At 72.8% G+C, this 19,505-nt stretch carries 16 protein-coding genes; 9 read left to right on the top strand and 7 right to left on the bottom strand.

Annotated elements, in window-relative coordinates:
- Positions 1-213: 213 nt before the first annotated feature.
- A complete protein-coding gene (locus AC0VX6_RS02945; protein ID WP_368045813.1) occupies positions 214-660 on the top strand; it encodes a Uma2 family endonuclease in 447 nt (148 codons plus the stop codon).
- Here AC0VX6_RS02945 and AC0VX6_RS02940 read toward each other — a convergent pair.
- From AC0VX6_RS02940 to AC0VX6_RS02930, 3 genes are all read right to left on the bottom strand, one after another.
- Positions 642-1,328: a response regulator gene (locus AC0VX6_RS02940; RefSeq protein WP_274976108.1), complete on the bottom strand. Its 687-nt coding sequence runs from the start codon at positions 1,326-1,328 to the stop codon at positions 642-644. The genes AC0VX6_RS02945 and AC0VX6_RS02940 overlap by 19 nt on opposite strands.
- Entirely contained in the window at positions 1,325-3,001 is a 1,677-nt protein-coding gene (locus AC0VX6_RS02935; RefSeq protein ID WP_274976107.1) for an ATP-binding protein, read from the bottom strand. Before AC0VX6_RS02935 ends, AC0VX6_RS02940 begins: the two co-directional genes overlap by 4 nt.
- 202 nt (positions 3,002-3,203) lie before the next feature.
- A complete protein-coding gene (locus tag AC0VX6_RS02930; protein WP_274976106.1) occupies positions 3,204-4,076 on the bottom strand; it encodes a phosphorothioated DNA-binding restriction endonuclease in 873 nt (290 codons plus the stop codon).
- Between the two features lie 209 nt (positions 4,077-4,285).
- Here AC0VX6_RS02930 and AC0VX6_RS02925 point away from each other — a divergent pair, with 209 nt between their 5' ends.
- The 4 genes from AC0VX6_RS02925 (at position 4,286) to AC0VX6_RS02910 (ending at position 8,756) form a co-directional block, all read left to right on the top strand.
- Positions 4,286-5,338, top strand: a complete 1,053-nt coding sequence (locus AC0VX6_RS02925; RefSeq protein ID WP_274976105.1) for a LacI family DNA-binding transcriptional regulator — start codon at positions 4,286-4,288, stop codon at positions 5,336-5,338.
- Positions 5,339-5,554: 216 nt separating this feature from the next.
- Positions 5,555-6,871, top strand: coding sequence for an extracellular solute-binding protein (locus AC0VX6_RS02920; protein WP_475467340.1), 1,317 nt, complete (start codon positions 5,555-5,557; stop codon positions 6,869-6,871).
- A 60-nt stretch (positions 6,872-6,931) separates the two neighbouring features.
- Positions 6,932-7,924: a carbohydrate ABC transporter permease gene (locus AC0VX6_RS02915; RefSeq protein WP_274976103.1), complete on the top strand. Its 993-nt coding sequence runs from the start codon at positions 6,932-6,934 to the stop codon at positions 7,922-7,924.
- Positions 7,917-8,756 (top strand): carbohydrate ABC transporter permease, encoded by an 840-nt coding sequence (locus AC0VX6_RS02910; RefSeq protein ID WP_248773408.1) that lies wholly within the window; start codon positions 7,917-7,919, stop codon positions 8,754-8,756. The genes AC0VX6_RS02915 and AC0VX6_RS02910 overlap by 8 nt, the downstream gene beginning before the upstream one ends.
- A 143-nt stretch (positions 8,757-8,899) precedes the next feature.
- On the opposite strand, the gene msrA is transcribed toward AC0VX6_RS02910, so the two are convergent.
- Entirely contained in the window at positions 8,900-9,562 is a 663-nt protein-coding gene (gene msrA / locus AC0VX6_RS02905; protein ID WP_274976102.1) for a peptide-methionine (S)-S-oxide reductase MsrA, read from the bottom strand.
- A gap of 262 nt (positions 9,563-9,824) precedes the next feature.
- Between msrA and rarD the strand changes: the two genes are divergently transcribed.
- The 4 genes from rarD (at position 9,825) to AC0VX6_RS02885 (ending at position 14,745) form a co-directional block, all read left to right on the top strand.
- Positions 9,825-10,886 carry an EamA family transporter RarD gene (rarD, locus tag AC0VX6_RS02900; RefSeq protein WP_475467339.1) on the top strand — a complete coding sequence of 354 codons (1,062 nt, stop codon included), beginning with the start codon at positions 9,825-9,827 and terminating at the stop codon, positions 10,884-10,886.
- Between the two features lie 120 nt (positions 10,887-11,006).
- Entirely contained in the window at positions 11,007-11,996 is a 990-nt protein-coding gene (locus AC0VX6_RS02895; RefSeq protein WP_475467338.1) for a flagellar associated protein, read from the top strand.
- Positions 11,997-12,205: 209 nt separating this feature from the next.
- Positions 12,206-13,534 carry a hypothetical protein gene (locus AC0VX6_RS02890; RefSeq protein ID WP_475467337.1) on the top strand — a complete coding sequence of 443 codons (1,329 nt, stop codon included), beginning with the start codon at positions 12,206-12,208 and terminating at the stop codon, positions 13,532-13,534.
- A gap of 293 nt (positions 13,535-13,827) precedes the next feature.
- Positions 13,828-14,745, top strand: coding sequence for a phosphotransferase (locus AC0VX6_RS02885; protein WP_274976098.1), 918 nt, complete (start codon positions 13,828-13,830; stop codon positions 14,743-14,745).
- A gap of 161 nt (positions 14,746-14,906) precedes the next feature.
- Here AC0VX6_RS02885 and AC0VX6_RS02880 read toward each other — a convergent pair whose 3' ends face one another.
- From AC0VX6_RS02880 to AC0VX6_RS02870, 3 genes are all read right to left on the bottom strand, one after another.
- Positions 14,907-15,911: a polyprenyl synthetase family protein gene (locus tag AC0VX6_RS02880; protein ID WP_274976097.1), complete on the bottom strand. Its 1,005-nt coding sequence runs from the start codon at positions 15,909-15,911 to the stop codon at positions 14,907-14,909.
- A 267-nt stretch (positions 15,912-16,178) separates the two neighbouring features.
- Positions 16,179-17,840: an NADH-quinone oxidoreductase subunit NuoN gene (nuoN, locus tag AC0VX6_RS02875; RefSeq protein WP_475467336.1), complete on the bottom strand. Its 1,662-nt coding sequence runs from the start codon at positions 17,838-17,840 to the stop codon at positions 16,179-16,181.
- Complete coding sequence (locus tag AC0VX6_RS02870) at positions 17,837-19,504, bottom strand: NADH-quinone oxidoreductase subunit M (RefSeq protein ID WP_274976095.1); 1,668 nt, start codon at positions 19,502-19,504, stop codon at positions 17,837-17,839. The genes nuoN and AC0VX6_RS02870 overlap by 4 nt, the downstream gene beginning before the upstream one ends.
- Between the last annotated feature and the right edge of the window lies 1 nt (position 19,505).

Genomic DNA, 19,505 nt, shown 5'->3' with positions numbered 1-19,505 from the left:
CGGTGACCGAGCGTGCGTCAGAATACTGGCTGCCATGCACGACCCGTGACACGACCTCCCGGCACTGCCCGACCGTCCCCTGACCGTGGAGGACCTGGAACCCCTGCCGGACGACGGCCGGCGGTACGAACTGGCCGACGGCAGGCTGGAGGTCTTCTACGCCGGTACCGCCATGCACTCTTCGCCGCGACACGGTTGGGCTTCCAGCTGACCATGAACGAGCCCGAGGGCTACGAGACCCTCCCCCGGGTGTCGTTCGTCATGGACGCGCGGCGTACGTGCTTCCGGGCGCCCGACGTGTCGGTGCGTTCCACGGACAAGGAGCTGGAGGACTACCCGACGGACCCTCCACTGCTCGCGGTCGAGGTCACCACGGCGGAGAGTGTGCTCCGCGACCACCATGCCAAGTTGCGTGAGTACGCCGCCTTCGGCATCCCCTCGTACTGGATCGTCACTCCCTGCCGGTGGGCGCCGAGCGTCATCGAGTTCCGCCTGGAGAACGACGGATACCGACCGGTCCGCAAGGTCGACGGCACCGACGTCTTCGAGACCGACCTCCCCTTCCCCGTGAAGCTCGTGCCGCACTGGCTCGTCGCGAGCGGCCCGTGGAAGAGGCGCATCGGCGGCGGACCCGAGGAGGCTCAGGGCGTCCAGCGGTAGAGGTGTTCGGGACGGCCCGTCGAGCCGTAGCGCATGCGCAGCTCGGCCCGGCCGACCGCGCACAGGTGCTCCAGGTAGCGCCGCGCGGTCACCCGCGACACCCCGGCGCGCTCGGCCACCTCCGAGGCCGACACGTCCCCTTCCGCCTCCCGCAGCACCCCCGCCACCAGGTCCACCGTGGTCGCGGTCAGCCCCTTGGGCAGCGACCGGCCCCCGGCCGGGCGCAGCAGCCCGAACAGCCGGTCCACCTCCTGCTGGGTGGCCTCCCCGTCGGCGTCCATCCTCCGGCGCGCCACGGCGTAGCGCTCCAGCTGGTCGCGCAGCACGCTGAGCGGGAACGGCTTGAGCAGGTAGTGGACCGCCCCGCCGTGCATGGCCGAGCGCACCTGGCCGATGTCGCGCACGGCGGTGATCATCAGGAAGTCCGTCCGCTGGGGCGCGGCGCTGGTGGCGGCGGCGCGCAGGGCGCGCATCACCGAGATCCCCGAGGCGTCGGGCAGGTGCAGGTCGAGCAGCACCAGGTCGGGCTGGTGCCCCCGGATCTGGGTGAGGGCGGCGGCGGCCGTGTGCGCCACCCCCGCCACGGTGAACCCCGGCAGCGACTCCACCAGCTCCTGGTGGTTGCGCGCCACCCGCACGTCGTCGTCCACGACCAGCACGCGGATCATCGGGCCGCCCCCCGCGGCGCCTCGGCCCCCGCCAGGGGCAGGCAGGCGGTGAACACCGCTCCCTCGTCGGCGTCGGGCGCCTCCATCTCCACGCTTCCCCCTCTTCCCTCGCAGACCTGCTTGACCAGCGCCAGGCCCAGCCCGCGCGTGCCGCCGTCCCGGGACGCCTTGGTGGTGAACCCGAGCCGGAAGATCTCCTCCGCAACGTCGTCGGCCACACCGTGCCCGGAGTCGGTCACCCGGATCTCCAGCAGGTCGTGGGGCAGGTCGGTGCCCTCGGCCCGGTGCAGCCGCACCATCAGCTCCACCCAGCCGTGCGGGGTCGAGGCCACCGCGTCGAGCGCGTTGTCGACCAGGTTGCCGAGGACGAGCAGCGCGTCGGAGCGCACCTCCCGGTCCAGCGCGGGGACGCTGGTGAGGGGGGACAGCCGCAGTTCCACACCCAGTTCGGAGGCCTGCGCGGACTTGGCGATGGTCAGCGCGGCCAGCGCGGAGTCGCCGACGTGCCGGGAGATGTCCGCGCTGGTGCGGCTGTGCGTGGCGGACAGGTCGGCGAGGTAGGCGCGGGCCTCCTCGTGGGCGCCGAGTTCGAGCATTCCGGCGATGGTGTGCACCCGGTTGGCGAACTCGTGGGTCTGGGCGCGCAGGCCGCGGGTGACCGTGCGCGCGCCGTCGAGCTCGCCGGTGAGCCGGTCCAGCTCGGTGCGGTCGCGGAAGGTGACGACCGCACCCGCGTCCTGGCCGCGCAGGTGGACCGGCATCCGGTTGGCGACCAGGATGCGGTGCCCCGCCAGGAGGAGGCGGTCGTCGCCGGGGTCGTCGCCGGAGACGATGTCGCGGACGCGTTCGGACAGGCCGAGTTCGTCCAGGCCCCGGCCCTCGGCGTCCTCGGGCAGGCCGAGCATCTCCCGGACGGGCGGGTTGGCCAGGACGAGGCGGCCCGAGCCGTCCACGGCGAGCACGCCCTCGCGGACCGCGTACAGCAGGGCCTCCCGGCTCTCCAGCAGGGAGGTGATGTCGGCGGGTTCGAGCCCGTGGGTCTTGGTGCGGACCTGGCGGGAGAGGGCCCACGCACCGGCCACGCCCAGGACCAGCACCACGGCCACCGTGCCCAGTATGGCGGGGACCGCCTCCCTGGCCTCGGTGGCGGCGCTGGAGGCGAGGATGCCCAGGGAGACGTAGCCGACCACCTCGCCGCGCGCGTCGCCGCCGTTGACCGAGCCGCCTTCGGAGAACACCGGGACCTTGGCGCGCACGGTGCGTCCCCGCGTCCCCTCCTGCACGCCGGTCCACTCCCGTCCCTCCGCGGCGGGTCCGGGCGGGGTGGACACGGTGTGGCCGATGAGTTCGTCGTCGGGGTGCGAGTAGCGGATCCCCTCCGGGGAGGCGATGACCACGAACTCGGTGCTGGTGGCGGAGTCGATCCGGTCGGCCAGGGGTGCGAGTTCGGCCGCCGGGTCGGCGGCCTGGAGGCCCGTGACGACCTCGGGCATCACGGCCACCGACCGGGCCAGGCTCAGGACCCGCTCGGCGTAGTGGCGGTCGGTGGCCCGGTCCATGTGGACGGCCCACAGCGCGCCCACGGCGGCCAGGGCCAGTGCCAGCAGGAGCACGTAGCCGATGAACAGGGAGCCGGTGAGCGATAGTCGAAAGCGCGCGGGGTACGTGATCATGTGTTCTCCAGGCGCCGTGGCGGGGGACGCGGAAGCCCCGGCCGGGCGAACGCGCAGGTGGGCGTTGCACGAACAATACGACCGAACGTGACGCGGGTGTTAACACGATCCTGACACGCGCGTGACCCGGGTCACGTTCCAGCCTGTCCGGCGGCGCCCGGAGAGGGGGTCCGCGGGGGGCGGGATCCGCCGATGGCGGCCCTCAGGCGGCGTCGCGGAAGACCTGCGCGGAGTGCCAGGCGACATGGGCGGGTTCGACGGCGGGACTGCCCGGAACCGGGCGGACGAGGTCGCGTCCGGCGAGGGAGAGCACGACCGTCTCGGCCGCGGGGGAGCGCGCCTCGAAGTGCGGGGACACCGCGACGGTGAGTTCGCCGGTGAGCCCGAGGACGCCGCGGTCGAACAGCAGGTGGTGCGTCGGGCACAGGCACAGGCCGTTGTCCAGGTCGTTGGGGCCGTCGTACGACCACCAGCGGATGTGGGCGGCCTCCAGCCCGACCGACACGCCGTCCAGTCGCCCCTCGTAACCGCAGAACGCGCACCGGTGCTCGTAGGCGGTCAGCACGGTCTCCCGGAACCGGGGGTCGCGGACGCCGCCCTCCCCCGGCGCGGGGACCGGCCCCTGGCCCACGCGGAGTCCGGTGAGGGCGATGATGCCCTCGTGCAGCGAGGGGGCGAAGTTCTCATCGAGCAGGCGGCGGCCGATGCGGGCGGCCAGACCGGGGTCGTCGCTCAGGGCCGCGTCCAGGTCGGGGGCCAGCCTGCCCCGCGCCTCCTTCTCCCGCAGCAGGGTCACCCCCGAGCCCGGAGAGCCCTCGCCGTCCACCGTGGTGACCCGCCAGAACCCGTCGGTCTCCAGGTGGTGGAAGGGGTAGCCGGGGTGGGTGGATCTCGTCGGGCCGAACTCCCGCAGGAGCCGCGCGAGCCGGGCCTCGGCCTCGCTGTAGACGATGGGCGCGTTGCCGTGCCGCTGGTGGTGCGCGAGCGCGTACAGCAGCAGGAGGGGCTTGTGGGGGGCGCGGACCCCGGCACGGGACCATCGTTTGACGGATCCGAGCCGCTGGGTCCAGTCCATACCGCCACACCCTAGTACGGGGGCTTTCGGCGGCTTCCGGGAGGTGCTCCTCCCCGGGGATGTCGTGCGCCGGGCGGACCGGGACGTTCGGCGCGGTCGCGGAGCCGCACCGCGCCGCGGGACACGCCCCGGCACCGGGACGCTCGACGGCCGCGGCAGCAGGCGCTTTCGGCGCGGGTCCCGGGGCCCGGCGGACTACCATCTTCACCATGGCAACCGGGAACACGGGTCGCAAGCGCCCCACGATCAGCGACGTCGCCCGCCGGGCGGGCGTGAGCAAGGGCGCCGTGTCCCGGGCGTTGAACACCGGTACCGGCACCAGCGCCAGCACCCGGGAACGCATCCGCCAGGCGGCGGTCGAACTGGGCTGGAGCCCGAGTTACGCAGCGCGCGCGCTCAACGGCAAGTCGCTGGGCACCATCGGCCTGATCGTGCGCCGCTCCCCCGAGATACTCGACTTCGACGCGTTCTTCCCCTCGTTCCTGTCCGGTATCGAGTCGGTGCTCTCCGGCGAGGAGCACGCCACCGTCATCCGCTTCGTGCCCGACGAGCGGACCGAGGCCGCCACCTACGAGCGGCTGTTCAACGACCACTTCGTCGACGGCTTCCTGGTCACCGACCTGCGGACGGACGACGGCCGTCCCGCGATGCTGCGCCGCCTGGGCGCGCCCGCCGTGGTGGTGGGCGCGCCCGAGGGCTCCTCCGACTTCCCCACCGTCACCAACGACTCCGGGGAGGCCATCCGCGGCCTGGTCCGCTGCTTCGTCGAGGCGGGGCACGAGCGCATCGCCCACGTGCAGGGCGACCCCCACATGCTGCACGCACACCAGCGCCGGCGCCACTGGGAGGAGGCCGTGCGCGAGTTCGGGCTGGAGCCGGGGCCCGTGGAGGAGCACGGCGGCTACACCATCGAGGGCGGGGCCCGGGCCACGGAGCGCATCCTCGCCAGACCCGCCGCCGAGCGCCCCACCGCCGTCTTCTACGGCAGCGACCTCATGGCCATAGGCGGCTACTCCGTGCTGGGGGAGGCGGGCCTGACCGTCCCCGACGACGTGGCGGTGGCCGGTTTCGACGACATCCCCCTGGCCTCGTTCGTCACGCCGCCGCTGACGACCGTGCGCAACAGGCACCGCGCGCTGGGCAGTGTCGGGGCCCGCATCCTGCTGGACATGCTCAAGGGCCAGGAGCCGCCGCTGTCGACCGTGCTGGTCGGCGAGCTCCGCCGGAGGAAGTCGTCCGGACAGCCGGCGCACTGCTTGTAACGGTTCCACAACTGCCCCTCCTGCCTTTCTGTGATCTCGCCTACACTGCCGAGGTAAACCGGTTTACCTGATCATCGGGTCACGCGGAGCGACAGGCGTGGCCCACGGTTCTCGACGCTCCTGCCCACGGACCGACGGGCGCGTCCGACCCGCCCGCTCCGTCACCGCCGACGCTGACGACGGGCTCACATGGCCTACAGAGAAACGGAGACGGCCGTGAAGACACCCCCCACAGCACTCCTGTCCGCCTCGACGGCGCTGGTACTGGCCGCCGCGCTGACCGGCTGCGGTTCCGGCGAGGATTCCGGGGACCAGACGCTGACCTACTGGGCCAGCAACCAGGGAGCGAGCGTGGAGGAGGACCGGGAGGTCCTCCAGCCCGTGCTGGACCGCTTCACCGAGGAGACCGGGGTGGAGGTCGAGCTGGAGGTCATTCCCTGGAGCGAGCTGTACAACCGCATCCTCACCGCGGTCAGCAGCGGCGACGGCCCCGACGTGCTGAACATCGGCAACACCTGGGCGGCCAGCCTCCAGGAGACCGGCGCCTTCGTGCCCTACGAGGGCGCGGACCTGGAGGCGGTGGGCGGCGAGGGGCGCTTCGTCGGCACCAGCTTCGCCACCGGCGGAGCCGAGGGCCAGACGCCGACGTCGGTGCCGCTCTACGGGCTGTCCTACGCGCTGTTCTACAACCCCACCATGTTCGAGGAGGCGGGCATCGAGGAACCGCCCGCGACCTGGGACGAGTTCGTCGACACCGCGGACGAGCTGACCAGGGACACCGACGACGACGGCGAGATCGACCAGTACGGCTTCGTGCTGGAGGGCGGCAACGAGCGGCAGAACTCCCACATGGCCTTCATCCTCGGCCAGCAGCAGGGCGGACAGCTGTGGGGCGGGGACGGGCCCTCCTTCTCCTCCGACGAGCAGGTCGCCGCGGTCAAGCAGTGGGTGGACCTGATGGCCGTGGAAGAGGTCGTCGACCCCAGCAGCGCCGAGTTCAGCGACGGCACCCAGGGCATCAGCGACTTCGTCGACGGGCGCGCGGCCATGATCATCGTGCAGGGCAGCGCCCGCACCAGCATGGCCGCCCGCGGTTTCGAGGACTACGAGGTCGCCCAGGTGCCGATGCTCGACCCGCTGCCGGGCGAGCCCATCCAGAGCCACGCGGCCGGGATCAACATCAGCGTCTTCAACGACACCGACGACAAGGAGGGCGCTCTGCAGCTGGTCGAGCACCTGACCAGCCCGGAGGAGCAGGTGTACCTGTCCCAGGCGTTCCAGACGCTGCCCGTGGCCACCGAGGCCTACGACAGCGAGGAGCTGCGGAGCGAGTCCATGGAGACCTTCCGCACGATCCTGACCGAGCACTCCGCGCCGATGCCGCTGATCCCGGAGGAGGGCCAGATGGAGACGGTGCTCGGCGAGGCGATCGGCGGGCTCTTCGCCCAGGTGGCGACCGGAGGCGAGGTCACCGAAGCCGACGTCCGCCAGGCCATGGAGGCGGCCGAGACCCAGATGGACGCCGCGAACTAGGGAGTGTGTCCCTGGCCGCCCCGCCCCCGCGGCGGGGCGGCCGTCTGATGGAGGCGCTAGATGTCGACTACGGAAGAACAGGGGCCCGGCACCGTCGAGGCCCCGCCCCGGACCGGCCCCGCGGAGAAACCGGGCGGGCGGCGTCCGCGCCGCCCGGGGTGGTTCCTGCCCTACGGCATGGTGCTGCCCGCGGCGGTGCTGGAGCTGCTGGTCCATATCATCCCCATGGCCCTGGGGATCTACATCGCGTTCACCTCGCTGACGCAGCTGACCATCCGGCGCTGGACGACGGCGCCGCTGGTCGGCCTGGAGAACTTCGTCCGCGGTCTCGACCCCGGGAACGCCCTGGGCAGCGCCCTCTTCGAGAGCCTGTTCCGCACCACTGTCTACACCGTGCTGGTGGTGGGGGTGTCGTGGGTGCTGGGGATGGCCGCCGCGGTCGCGTTGAACACGAAGTTCCGGGGACGCGGCGTGCTGCGCACGCTGTTCCTCGTGCCCTACGCCCTGCCGGTCTACGTCGCCGCGATCATCTGGGCGTTCATGTTCAACCAGCGCGACGGCATGGTCAACCGGCTGCTCGTGGAGGACCTGGGGCTGCTGGACGAGCGCCCGTTCTGGCTCATCGGAGAGAACGCCTTCTGGGTGCTGGTGGTCGTGTCGGTGTGGCGGCTGTGGCCGTTCGCGTTCCTGATGCTCCTGGCGGCGCTGCAGAGCGTCCCCGAGGACATGTACGAGGCCGCGGCCATCGACGGCGCCTCGACCTGGAGGAGGTTCACCGGCATCACGCTGCCCATGGTGCGCCCGGCGAACGCGGTCGTCCTGCTCGTCATGACCTTGTGGACGTTCAACGAGTTCAACATCCCCTTCCTGCTCTTCGGCGACACCTCACCCGAGAGCGCGCGGCTGATCTCACCGCTGATCTACGAGCACTCCTTCGTCAACTGGAACTTCGGCCTGGGCGCCGCGATGAGCGTTCTGCTGCTCGTCGCGCTGGTCATCGCGTCGGCGGTCTACGTCCGACTGGTACTGCCCAAGGGGAGGGACAATGCGTGAGACACGGGGATTCCGCTGGTTCCGGCGGATCGTCCTGACCTTCCTCACCGTGTTCACGGTGCTGCCCCTGTACGTGCTGGTGGTGACCTCGGTGAAGCCGCTGGAGAACGTCCGGGGGATGTTCACCTGGCTGCCGGACCGCGTCACCCTCCAGCCGTACGTGGACATGTGGACGACGATCCCGTTGGCCCGCTACCTCACCAACAGCCTGATCGTCACGACCACGGCGACGGCCCTGGCGCTGGTGGTGGCGGTGCTGGCCGCCTATCCGCTGTCACGGCTGCGCTTCCGCGGCAGGCGGCTGTTCAGCATGACGGTGCTCTCGACGCAGATGTTTCCCGGCATCCTGTTCCTGCTGCCGCTCTTCCTGATCTTCGTGCGGCTGGAGGACCTCACCGGCATCGAGTTCACCGGCTCCTACACCGGGCTGATCATCACCTACCTGACCTTCGCCCTGCCGTTCTCGATCTGGATGCTGGCCGGGTACTTCAGCGCCATCCCCGAGGGCCTGGAGGAGGCGGCGATGATCGACGGCACCAGCAGGATCGGCGCCCTGGTGCGGGTCATCCTCCCCGTGGCCCGCCCGGGCATCCTCGCCGTGGGGGTGTTCGCGTTCATCACCGCCTGGGGAGAGGTGCTGTTCGCCTCGGTGCTCACCGACACCGAGACCCGCACCCTCTCCATTGGGCTGGAGCTCTACACCAGCCAGACCGACACCCTGTGGAACGAGCTGCTGGCCGCGTCGGTGACCGTCTCCCTGCCAGTGGTCGTGGCCTTCATGCTGGTCCAGCGCTACCTCGTGTCCGGGCTGTCGGCGGGCGCGGTGAAGTAGGGGCGGGTCCCCGGCCGTCCCGCGCACCCGCTGTCGGCGGGGCCGGGACGGCCGGGGCCCCACTCCACCAGGCGCGCGGGCTGCCCGGAGGTCCCCGACGGCTCCCCTGGGTCGACGCGGCCCCGGCCGGAGAGGGCCCCCGCTCACTCCGCGGGCGCCACACCGATCGGGCAGCTGGCACCGGTTCCGCCGATCCCGCAGTACCCGTTGGGGTTCTTGGCGTCGGACAGGTACTGCTGGTGGTAGTCCTCGGCGAAGTAGAACTCCCGCAGCGGCGCGATCTCGGTGGTGATCGGCCCGTATCCCGCGCGGGTGAGCACCGGCTGGAACGCGTCGCGGCTGGTCTCGGCCGCGATCCGCTGGGCGTCGTCGTGGTACAGGATCGCCGACCGGTACTGGGTGCCGACGTCGTTGCCCTGGCGCATGCCCTGGGTCGGGTCGTGGCCCTCCCAGAACACCTTGAGGATCTCCTCGTACGAGATGCGCTCGGGGTCGAACACCACCCGCACCGCCTCGGTGTGCCCGGTCAGACCCGAGCAGACCTCCTCGTAGGTCGGGTTGGGCGTGTAGCCGCCCGCGTAGCCCACCGCGGTCGTGATGATCCCCCGCTCCGCGCCCAGGCGCCAGAACATGCGCTCGGCTCCCCAGAAGCAGCCCATCGCCACATCGGCGATCCGGCTGCCCGCGGGGTAGGGCGGGGTGAGGCCGGTGCCCAGCACCGTGTGCCCGAAGGGCACGTCCATCGGGGTGTCCCGACCGGGCAGGGCGCGTGCTGGATCGACCATGGTCGTCTTTCTCCCGAACATGCTTCCCAGGGTATCCACGGGCCCGGTCCGGCGCACGGACGCGATCGAACCTGTGGACGGACGCGGTCGGCGGCCGTCGCCGGAGCGCCCGCCGACGCGGGACGCGCCCCCGTTCCCCCCCCCTCACCGGTCCTTCCGCGCTCCCTCCCGCCTCCGCGCCTCCGGCCCGCGGCAAGGAGGCGGTGCTCACCCGCCTCCGTGGCGGCGCTCGCCCGCCCGCGCAATGAGGACACCCCGGACGATTCGTCCTACGATTGCTGACGTGCCGGAATCCAAGCGTGGTGTCGTCCTCGGGGCGACCGCCTTCCTCCTGTGGGGCGTGGCGGCCCTGTACTGGCCGCTCCTCTCCTCCTCCGAACCCAGCGAGATCCTCGCCCACCGCATGGTGTGGGCCCTGCTCGCGATGTGCGTCGTCATCCTCGTCACCCGCCGGGGCTGGTCCTGGTTCCCCTCGGTGCTGCGCAGCCCCCGCCGCCTGCTGCCGGTGGCCGCCGCGGCGGTGCTGATCTCCGTCAACTGGTGGGGGTTCATCTACGCGGTCTCCACCGAGCAGACCCTCCAGGCCTCGCTCGCGTACTTCATCAACCCGCTGATGTCGGTGTGCCTGGGGGTGCTGCTGTTCTCCGAACGGCTGCGGGCCCTCCAGTGGGTGGCGGTCGGCCTGGGCGTCCTGGCCGTGGCCGTGATGACCGTCGCCTACGGCGTGACCCCGTGGCTGGCGCTGCTCATGGCCGCCACCTTCGCCGCCTACGGCGCGGTGAAGAAGTACGTGGACCTGGACGGCGTGCGGAGCCTGACCGTCGAGACCATGGTGATGTTCCTGCCCGCGCTGGGCTTCGTGGTCCACCTGGAGGCGACCGGCGCGGGAACCGTGTTCTCGGTGTCCCCGGGCCACACCGCCCTGCTGGTCGGCAGCGGTTTCGTGACCGCCCTGCCGCTGCTGCTGTTCGGCGTGGCCGCGCGCCAGGTACCCCTGAGCGTCATCGGCATCCTCCAGTACATCGCCCCGGTCATCATGTTCTTCGTCGGCTGGCTGGTGCAGGGCGAGGAGATGCCGCCCGCCCGCTGGCTGGGCTTCGCGCTGGTGTGGCTGGCGCTGTGCGCGTTCGTCGTCGACCAGGTCCGCGACGCCCGTTCCCGGTCACGCGCCTCCGCCCGGGCCGGGGAGCAGGCCGGGGCAGGGGTCGGGACGCAGGTCGGGGAGCAGGCCGGGGAAGACGCCGGGCAAGAGGCCGGAACCCCCGACGAACAGCGGAGACGCGAACTCGGACAGCCCGGGAAGCCGCTCCCGGAGGGGCCCTCCCGGCCCGAGTCCGCGGAGTGATCCGGTCTTCCCTGTTTCGGAAAACCCAAACTACCCTCTGTGACTCTGTGCTAACGTCAGGTCGCGGGTCGGGGGCAGCCTCCGGCCCGGACCAGGCCGCACGTCCCGGAGGGCCCTTCCATGCCTCGCACCAGCCGAACGGCACGCGCCACGCGCGCCGTCGCGGCCGTGTGCCCCGAGGCGCCCTCCCTGCTCCTGCTGCCGCTGGTCGTCGGGGCTCTGCTGGTCGGCCTGTGGCTGCTCGGCGCGGCCCCGGCCGCCGCCGACTCCGGCACTGATGTCGGCGGCTCACGGTCCCTGCTCGACGGGGGTCCGCTCACCGGCGGCCGGCTGTCGGACGGCTTCTCCGGAACCTCAGGGAACCCCGAACACGCCTCCGCGGAGAGCACCGCACCGCACCACGGCCTCCGGGACCGCGTCTCCTCCGGCCGGACGGCCCTGGACGCCTCCTCCCTCGGGCTGGAGGGCTCCGGACGCCTCGGCGAGGTCGTCCCCGAGGGCGTAGGCAAGGTGGCCGAGCCGGTCGCCTCCACCCTGGGCACGGTGCACCAGCGCCTCGAACACGGGGCCGAGCGCACCGCGGCCGAGACCGCCGCCGTCCTGCCCGAGGCCGCGTGGCCGGTCACCGGGATGGGCGAGGGAGCATGGAGCCTGGTCGGCGGGCTCGACCGCGACGGCCGCTCCGACGCGGGGCTCCTGGCCCCCGTGGCCCCCTCGGTCCACGAACCCGCCCCGGAGCGGGACGGCGACGACTCCGCGGCCGGGCCGCGCGAGCGGGCGAAGGGCGAGGACACCGTTCCCGGGGCCGGGCACGGCACCGTCTACGGGCACGGCTCCGTCATCCCGATCCGCGCCGCCGTGGCCTCAGTCGGCGCGGACGCGGGCGAGCGCCCGGACACCGCGGCCCCGGCCCACGGTTCCTCCGCCCACCAGCTCACCGCCGGTTCGACCGCGCCCGCCGGGGGCGGCGTCCCCGTTCCCGCCGTCGCGGGATACCTCACCGCGGCGCCCGTCACCGTGCCCTCCGCCGACGCCGTCCTGCTCGCCGCCCGCGCCCTGCTCACGGTGCCCGGCGGCCCCAGCGACGACCCCACGGTCTCCCCCGACTAGGACGCGTCCCCTTCCGCGCGGACGCACACCCGCGCACGGACCCGTCCCAGCCAGGCCCTCTGTGCGCTCTCTGGGAGCTGACCTGAGTCCCGTGCCCCGTTCACGGAATTCACGCCAGCCGGTGGTCCGCCCCGGCTCCGGCCGGACGCGCCCCACGCGTTCGGTCCCCGTATCCACTGATCCAGAGCACAACCTCCGAAGGGAAACCCATGACGCAGGTCAAGCGCATATCAGCCAGGGCCGTCCTCCTCGCCGCCGGAACGGCGGGCTTCGTCGCCCTCGGCGCCGGGGTCTCCGGCGCCGAGTCCCTCTCCTCGCCCGTCCACGAGATCGCGCCGCTCGTCGAGCGCGCCCTGGTGGAGGGCGTCGCCCCCACCGTGAACAGCGTGGCGCCCGAGGGTGTCGGGCCGATCGCCGACAGCGCCCTGAGCGAGCTCCAGGAGACGGCGCACAACCCCGAGAAGCCCGCTCCCGACCTGGCCGCCCCGCTGCCCGAGGGCCAGGACATCCGGACCCCGCTGGGCGAGGTGCCCAACCCGACCTCCGAGCTGGCCGACACCGTCTCCGGGGTCCAGGACGCCACCGGCCTGGACGGCGACCCCTACGACACCATCGGCCACGACGCCGGGCGCGCCCTGGAGCACGGCGGCCACCGTGCGGGCGAGGCCGTGGAGGAGACCGCGGTCACGGTGCTGCCGCACACCCTGGAGTCGGTCTACGGGCTGCGCGAGCAGGTGGACCTGCCCCGGGTCGGCCAGGTCGCCCAACTGCCGGACACCTCCCGGCTCCGCGACGCCGCCCAGCTGCCCGACACCTCCGACCTGTCCTCGGTGACCGGCGGCAACAGCCTGTCGCTGGACGGCGCCGAGGCGCCCGTCCTGGAGGAGGCCCTGGGTCTGGGCGGCTCCCCCACCGTGCGCCAGAGCGCGGCCGCGCCCCCCGTCCCGAACATGTGGGACATCGCCTACGTCTTCGGTCTGGAGACGCCGGGCAGCGTGCAGGACCTCATGGGGGCCACCCCCCTGACCGAGGGCAGCGACGTCAGCCTCGGCGAGGAGAGGGTGCTCGGCATGATCGGCCAGCGCAACCTCGACCAGCCCCTCACCACCGTCCACCAGTCGGCGCCCGCGTCGCCCGGCCTGGGAGACCTGACCGACGCCCTCGCGAGCGGCGCCGAGAACGGCGACCTCAGGGCCGCCGAGCTCCGGCCCCTGAACGTGGAGGGCCCCCTGGCCGAGTCCGAGGTGCCCCGCCTGTCCGGCACCGGCGTGCCCGTGGTCGACGACGCGGTGGACTCCGTCGTGCCGCAGCTCGCCGACGCCCGGGTGCCCGGGGTCGCCGAGGGCATCAACACCGAGACCGCCGAGGACCTGGTGGCCGCGCTGAGCCGCGGCACCGACCTGCTGAACGACGTGGACACCAGCGACCTGCTGTCCGTCGAGGGCGGCACCGTCCCGCAGGAGACCCCCGCGGGCATGACGCAGCACCCGACCTTCATGGACCTGCCCGGTTCCGAGGCCCTGCCCGTCATCAGCTAGGGCGCGACCCCGCACAGCCGGCGGGCGCGACGGCTCTCCCCCGCCGCGTCCGCCGGTCCCGGGGCGGTCCGCCGGGCACCTGAACGGAATCCCACCGCGACACCGGCACGGCCTCCCCGCACGGCGGGACTGAGAGACACGGCGACGGCGCCGCCCCACCGGGCGGCGCCGTCGTCACGTCACCGGCACGACGGCCGAGGCCGTCCGCCTCCGGGTTCGCGCAGGGGTCGCGGCGCGGCCACCGCCCGGGGCATGACGGCGCCGTCGTGGCCGAACCCCGTAGGGTGCTCCGCATGACCGAGATCGAGATCACCGCGGGTCTCGTCCGCGACCTGCTGCGCGACCAGCACCCGGACCTGGCCGGGCTGCCCCTGCGCGAGGTGGACGGCGGCTGGGGCAACCAGATGTGGCGCCTCGGGGACGAACTGGCCGTGCGGATCCAGCGCATGGACACCGACCCCGACGACCAGCTCAAGGAGCGCCGCTGGCTGCCGCTGCTCGCCCCGCTCCTGCCGCTGCCCGTCCCCGTGCCGGTACGCGGCGGTACCCCCTGCGAGCGGTTCCCCAAGATGTGGACGGTCATGACGTGGGTGCCGGGCCTGCCGCTGGACCGCGGGTCGATCACCCGCGGCGGGCACGCGGCCGACACCCTGGCGGCGTTCCTGCGGGCCCTGCACGTGCCGGCGCCCGCCGACGCGCCGGTCGACACGGACCGCGGTGCCCGCCCCGGGGGCTGCACGGAGGGCTTCGACCGGTTCCTCGGTGCCCTCGACGCCGACGCGATCGGCGCCGACGCCGCCGGCGTCCGGGCCGTGTGGGACGACGCCGTCGCGGCCCCCGCGTGGGAGGGCCCGCCGGTGTGGGTGCACGGCGACCTGCACCCCGCGAACGTCGTGGTCGCGGACGGGACGCTGGCGGGCGTCGTCGACTTCGGCGACCTGTCCGCCGGAGACCCGGCGGCGGACCTGGCGGCCGCCTGGGTGCTGCTGCCGACGGGCGCGGCGGCACGCTTCTTCGCCGCGTACGCGGAGGCCGACGAGGCGACGGTCCGGCGCGCCCGCGGGCTGGCCGCGCTGAAGAGCCTCTTCCTGATGCTGATGGGCCAGAACGGGGACCGCGGCCTGCCCGGCGGCAAGCCGGCGTGGGGCCCGGCGGGGCGGGCGGCGCTCGACCGGGTCCTGGACGGGCGTCCGGCCCGGTTCCACGGGTAGGTCGTCGGCGCGCTCAGCCCGCGCGTTCCGCCGGATACGCCGGATAAGCCGGGTGGTCGGTGACCGTCCCCGAGGACAGCGAAACGGCGCCGCCCCACCGGACGGCGCCGTCTTCGGTCCCCTCGGCCGCCGCGGGCGTCCTCACGGACACCCGCCGAAGGTCAGCCCGAGCGCTCGACCACGTAGTCGCACAGCGCCTCGAAGGCGCCCCTGGCCGGGCTCTCGGGCAGGGTCGCCAGCTCCGCGCGCGCCTTGTCGGACCAGCCGCGCAGCGTGGCCTCGGCCTCGGCCATCGCCGGGTGCACCCGCAGCAGCGCCAGCGCCTCCTCGGCCTCCTCGTCGTCCAGCGGGCGGCCCAGCAGCGACTTGAGCCGCTCGTCCGCCGCGTCCCGGGAGCGCAGCGCGTAGAACATCGGCAGGGTCAGCACGCCCTCGCGCAGGTCGGTCCCCGGGGTCTTGCCCGAGTCCGTGCTCTCGCTCGCCACGTCCAGCAGGTCGTCGGCGAGCTGGAAGGCCATCCCCAGCGCGTCGCACGCCCGCGTGACCGTCCCGATCGTCTCGGGGTCGACCTTGCCGAACATGCCGCCGAACTCCGCCGACGACGCGATGAGGGACGCCGTCTTGTCGCTGATCACCCGCAGGTAGTGGTCCAGCGGGTCGGTGCCCTCCTGCGGGCCGGAGGTCTCCAGGATCTGCCCCTGCACCAGGCGCCCGAACGTGGTCGCCTGGAGCCGGACCGCCTCGGTGCCCAGGTCTGCGAGCATCTCCGAGGCGCGGGCGAACACGTAGTCGCCGGTCAGGATCGCGACGCTGTTGCCCCAGCGCTGGTTGGCGCTGGGCTCGCCGCGCCGCAGCTCCGCCTCGTCCATGACGTCGTCGTGGTAGAGGGTGGCCACGTGGGTGAGCTCCACCACGGCCGCGGCCGGGATGAGGTCGGGCACGGTCGGGTCGCCGAAGTGGGCGGCCAGCAGGACCAGGGTCGCGCGGAAGCGCTTGCCCCCGGCGGCCAGCAGGTGGGACGCCGCCTCGGTCAGCAGGGGGTCGCTCGACGCGACCGACTCCCGCAGCAGGTCCTCGACCTTCTCCAGGTTGTCCTGGACCTCCCGGGCAAGGGCATCGTCGACTCTCGGCAGAGCGAGAAACCCGCTCGGGACAGCACCGCTCACCGTACAGCTCCACCTGTCGAACGGCACGGAGGTGACCCCGGGTGAGGGGGCCACCGCGTGCTCAGCACATGAACATGATCCGACTTGCCACGGTATCCGACCCGGAATGAACAGCCAAAGCCACACCCGGGTACGGAACCGGCAGGTGACGAATCCCAGGTCAGACCTGGTAATTGGTCACTCTGCCGGTCACCCGCGGTCAGCGCTCGCGTCCGACCGGAACCCGGAGCCCGTACCCGCCGGTCACCGTGCGTTCACGGCCGCCGGTCACTCCGTGCCTCCGGCGCTTCCGGCCTGCGTCGACGCCTGCTCGACCATCACCGAGGTCGGGGCCTGGTCGGCGTCGGACGGGGGCAGCAGGTTGTCGAGCACCGCTCCCGGGTACACGCCGAGCAGCAGCGTCGCCGCCACCCCGATCGCGATGACCCCGCCCGTGGCCGCTCCGGCGCGCACCACCGTGGGGCCCTCGCCCTCCGGGTCCCGGAAGAACATCACCACGATGATCCGCACGTAGAAGAACGCGGTCACCGCGCTGCTCAGCACACCCACCACGACCAGCGGGACGGCCCCGGCCGCCACCGCGGCCTCGAACACCGCGAACTTGCCGATGAAGCCGCTCGTGAGCGGGATCCCGGCGAACGCCAGCAGGAACAGCGCCAGCGCCCCGGCCAGCGCGGGCGAGCGGCGGCCCAGCCCCGCCCACCGGTCCAGGTCGCCCAGCTCCTGGCCGCCGTCCTTGGTCCGCACCAGCGTCACCACGGCGAACGCGCCCAGCGTGGTGAACCCGTAGGCCGCCAGGTAGAACATGGCTCCCGCGAGCCCGTCCGTGCTGCCCGCCACGACCGCGGTCAGGATGAACCCGGCGTGCACGACCGACGAGTAGGCCAGCAGCCGCTTGACGTCGCGCTGGGTCACCGCGATGACCGCGGCCACGACCATCGTCAGGACGGCCACCGCCCACAGCATCGGCTCCCAGCTCTGGGCCGAGCCCCCGAAGGGCACGAAGAACACCCGCAGCAGGGCGCCGAACGCGGCGACCAGCGTGCAGGAGGCCATCAGCGCCGTGATCGGGGTCGGCGCGCCCTGGTACACGTCCGGCTTCCAGTTGTGGAAGGGCACCGCGCCGACCTTGAACAGCAGGCCGACCGCCACCAGGCCGATGCCCATGAGCAGCAGCGGCTCGCCGTCTCCGCCCTGGAAGACGTCCGCGCCGCCCGCCTCGACGGCCACGCGGATCTCGCCGAAGTTCACCGAGCCCGCGTAGCCGTAGACCATGGCGGCGCCGAACAGGAAGAACGCCGACGAGAACGCGCCCAGCAGGAAGTACTTGACCGCGGCCTCCTGCGAGAACAGTCGGCGGCGCCGGGCCAGCCCGCACAGCAGGTACAGCGGAAGGCTCATGACCTCCAGCGCGATGAACATCGTCAGGAAGTCGTTCGAGGCCGGGAACATCAGCATCCCCAGCACCGCGAACATCACCAGCGGGTACACCTCGGTGTGCTGGGAGCCCGCCAGGATGTGCGCGCGCTCCTCCTCGCTCCCGGGCACCGTCGCCGCCTGCGCGGCGAACGCGTCGCGCCCGTCCCGGCGCTCGGAGATCAGCAGCAGGCTCACCAGCGCGAGCACGGTGATGGTGCCCTGGAAGAAGATCACCGTCCGGTCCACCGCCAGCGCCCCGGCGCCGACCGTCACCCCCGGCGCGTCATCGGGCAGCGAGCCCACCTGGAGCACCAGCAGGACGAACGCGGCCAGCAGCGCGAGCGCCGCGAGCCCGATCTGGACGGCGCGGCGCCGCCCCTGGGGGACGAACGCCTCGAACAGCACGCCCAGCACACCGGCGGCGAACACCGTGAGCAGCGGCGCGAGCAGCCACCAGTCCATCTGCGGCGCCGCCTCGGTGATGACGGGAAGGTCCATGTGGGGGATCACTCCGCGTCTCCTTCCTCTTCCTGGGCGCCCGCGGCGCCCCCGGTCCCGCTGTCAGGGCCCGCGCCGACCTCCACGGTGCGCTCCACCGCGGGGTTGATCACGTCCAGCACCGGCTGCGGGTACAGGCCGAGCAGGAGGATGAGCGCGAGCAGCGGGGCCACCGCCCACGTCTCCCGCGCCGACAGGTCGCGCAGGCCGGTCAGGTCCTCCCGGGTGGGTCCGTTCATGGTGCGCTGGTACATCCACAGGATGTAGAGCGCGGCCAGGACCACGCCGACCGCCGCGACGATCGCGGGTGCCGGGCTGAACGCGTACACGCCGACGAACACCAGGAACTCGCTGACGAACGGCGCCAGACCGGGCAGTGCCAGACCGGCCAGGCCGGTCACCAGGAACACCCCGGCCAGCTTGGGCGCGATCCGCTGCACGCCGCCGTAGTCGCTGATGAGCGCGGAGCCGCGTCGGGCGATCAGGAAGCCCACGACCAGGAACAGCGCCCCGGTCGCGAAGCCGTGGTTGACCATGTACAGGGCGGCCCCGGCCTGTCCCTGCGCGGTCAGGGCGAAGATGCCCAGGGTGATGAAGCCGAAGTGGGAGACCGACGTGTAGGCCACCAGGCGCATCATGTCGTTCTGCCCGATGGCCAGGATCGCGCCGTAGATGATGCTCACCAGGCTCAGCGCCACCACCGGCCACACGAACCAGGACACGGCCGCCGGGAACAGCTCCAGGCAGTAGCGCAGCATCCCGTAGGTGCCGACCTTGTCCAGCACGCCCACCAGCAGCACGGCGGTGCCCGGGCGCGAGGCGCCCGCCGCCGAGGGCAGCCAGGTGTGCACGGGCCACATCGGCGCCTTGATCGCGAAGGCGATGAAGAAGCCGAGGAACAGCCAGCGGGCCGTGGCCGGGTCGACGGCGGCCAGGGCGCTGCCCTCGCCGACCAGGTCGCTCCACAGGAAGGTGCCGCCGACGACGTACACGCCGATCACCGCGACCAGCATGACCAGGCCGCCGGCGAGGCTGTAGAGCAGGAACTTGACCGCTGCCCTGGACCGGTCGTCGCCGCGCCCGTAGCGCCCGATCATGAAGTAGACCGGGATGAGCATGGCCTCGAAGAACACGTAGAACAGGAAGACGTCGGTGGCGGCGAAGACGCCGATCATCATCGCTTCCAGGACCAGGATGAGCGCGAAGTACCCGCGCCCCCCGTCCTCGCGGTCGTCGTGCTCGCGCCAGGCGGCCAGGACCACCAGCGGCACCAGCACGGCCGACATCAGTACCAGCGCCAGGGCGATGCCGTCCACGCCCACGGCGTAGCTGACGCCGAAGCGCGGGATCCAGGGGTAGACCTCCTCGAACTGGAGGGCTCCCGCCCGGGAGGTGTCGAACTGCAGGGCCATGGCCCCGAGCACGAGCAGGGTGGCGAGCGAGAAGCCCAGCGTGATCCGCTTGGCGGTCTCGGCCGGTGCTCCGCCCTTGGCCGCGGCGGCGGGCCGCACGGCCGTCGCCGTGGCGGTGGCGCCTCCGGAGGAGGCGGTGGCGGACGAGGCGGCCGAGGCCGCGGCCGTCCGCTCCGTGGCGGCCTTGGCGGTGCGCGGCAGCGCCCAGACCAGGACCGCGCCGACCGCGGGGAGCGCGATCGCGATGGTGAGCCAGGGGATCATG

Source organism: Nocardiopsis sp. iso_25, assembly GCF_056173305.1.
The sequence above is the reverse complement of the archived record's forward strand: the minus strand, read 5'-3'. Positions and strand labels throughout refer to the sequence as shown.

Coding starts and splice junctions, on each gene's coding strand:
- AC0VX6_RS02870 (WP_274976095.1), bottom strand. CDS start 19,504: ATGATCCCCTGGCTCACCATCGCGATCGCGCTCCCCGCGGTCGGCGCG.
- msrA (WP_274976102.1), bottom strand. CDS start 9,562: ATGTTCGGGAGAAAGACGACCATGGTCGATCCAGCACGCGCCCTGCCC.
- AC0VX6_RS02910 (WP_248773408.1), top strand. CDS start 7,917: ATGCGTGAGACACGGGGATTCCGCTGGTTCCGGCGGATCGTCCTGACC.
- AC0VX6_RS02890 (WP_475467337.1), top strand. CDS start 12,206: ATGACGCAGGTCAAGCGCATATCAGCCAGGGCCGTCCTCCTCGCCGCC.
- AC0VX6_RS02930 (WP_274976106.1), bottom strand. CDS start 4,076: ATGGACTGGACCCAGCGGCTCGGATCCGTCAAACGATGGTCCCGTGCC.
- AC0VX6_RS02945 (WP_368045813.1), top strand. CDS start 214: ATGAACGAGCCCGAGGGCTACGAGACCCTCCCCCGGGTGTCGTTCGTC.
- AC0VX6_RS02885 (WP_274976098.1), top strand. CDS start 13,828: ATGACCGAGATCGAGATCACCGCGGGTCTCGTCCGCGACCTGCTGCGC.
- AC0VX6_RS02940 (WP_274976108.1), bottom strand. CDS start 1,328: ATGATCCGCGTGCTGGTCGTGGACGACGACGTGCGGGTGGCGCGCAAC.
- AC0VX6_RS02895 (WP_475467338.1), top strand. CDS start 11,007: ATGCCTCGCACCAGCCGAACGGCACGCGCCACGCGCGCCGTCGCGGCC.
- AC0VX6_RS02935 (WP_274976107.1), bottom strand. CDS start 3,001: ATGATCACGTACCCCGCGCGCTTTCGACTATCGCTCACCGGCTCCCTG.
- AC0VX6_RS02925 (WP_274976105.1), top strand. CDS start 4,286: ATGGCAACCGGGAACACGGGTCGCAAGCGCCCCACGATCAGCGACGTC.
- AC0VX6_RS02915 (WP_274976103.1), top strand. CDS start 6,932: ATGTCGACTACGGAAGAACAGGGGCCCGGCACCGTCGAGGCCCCGCCC.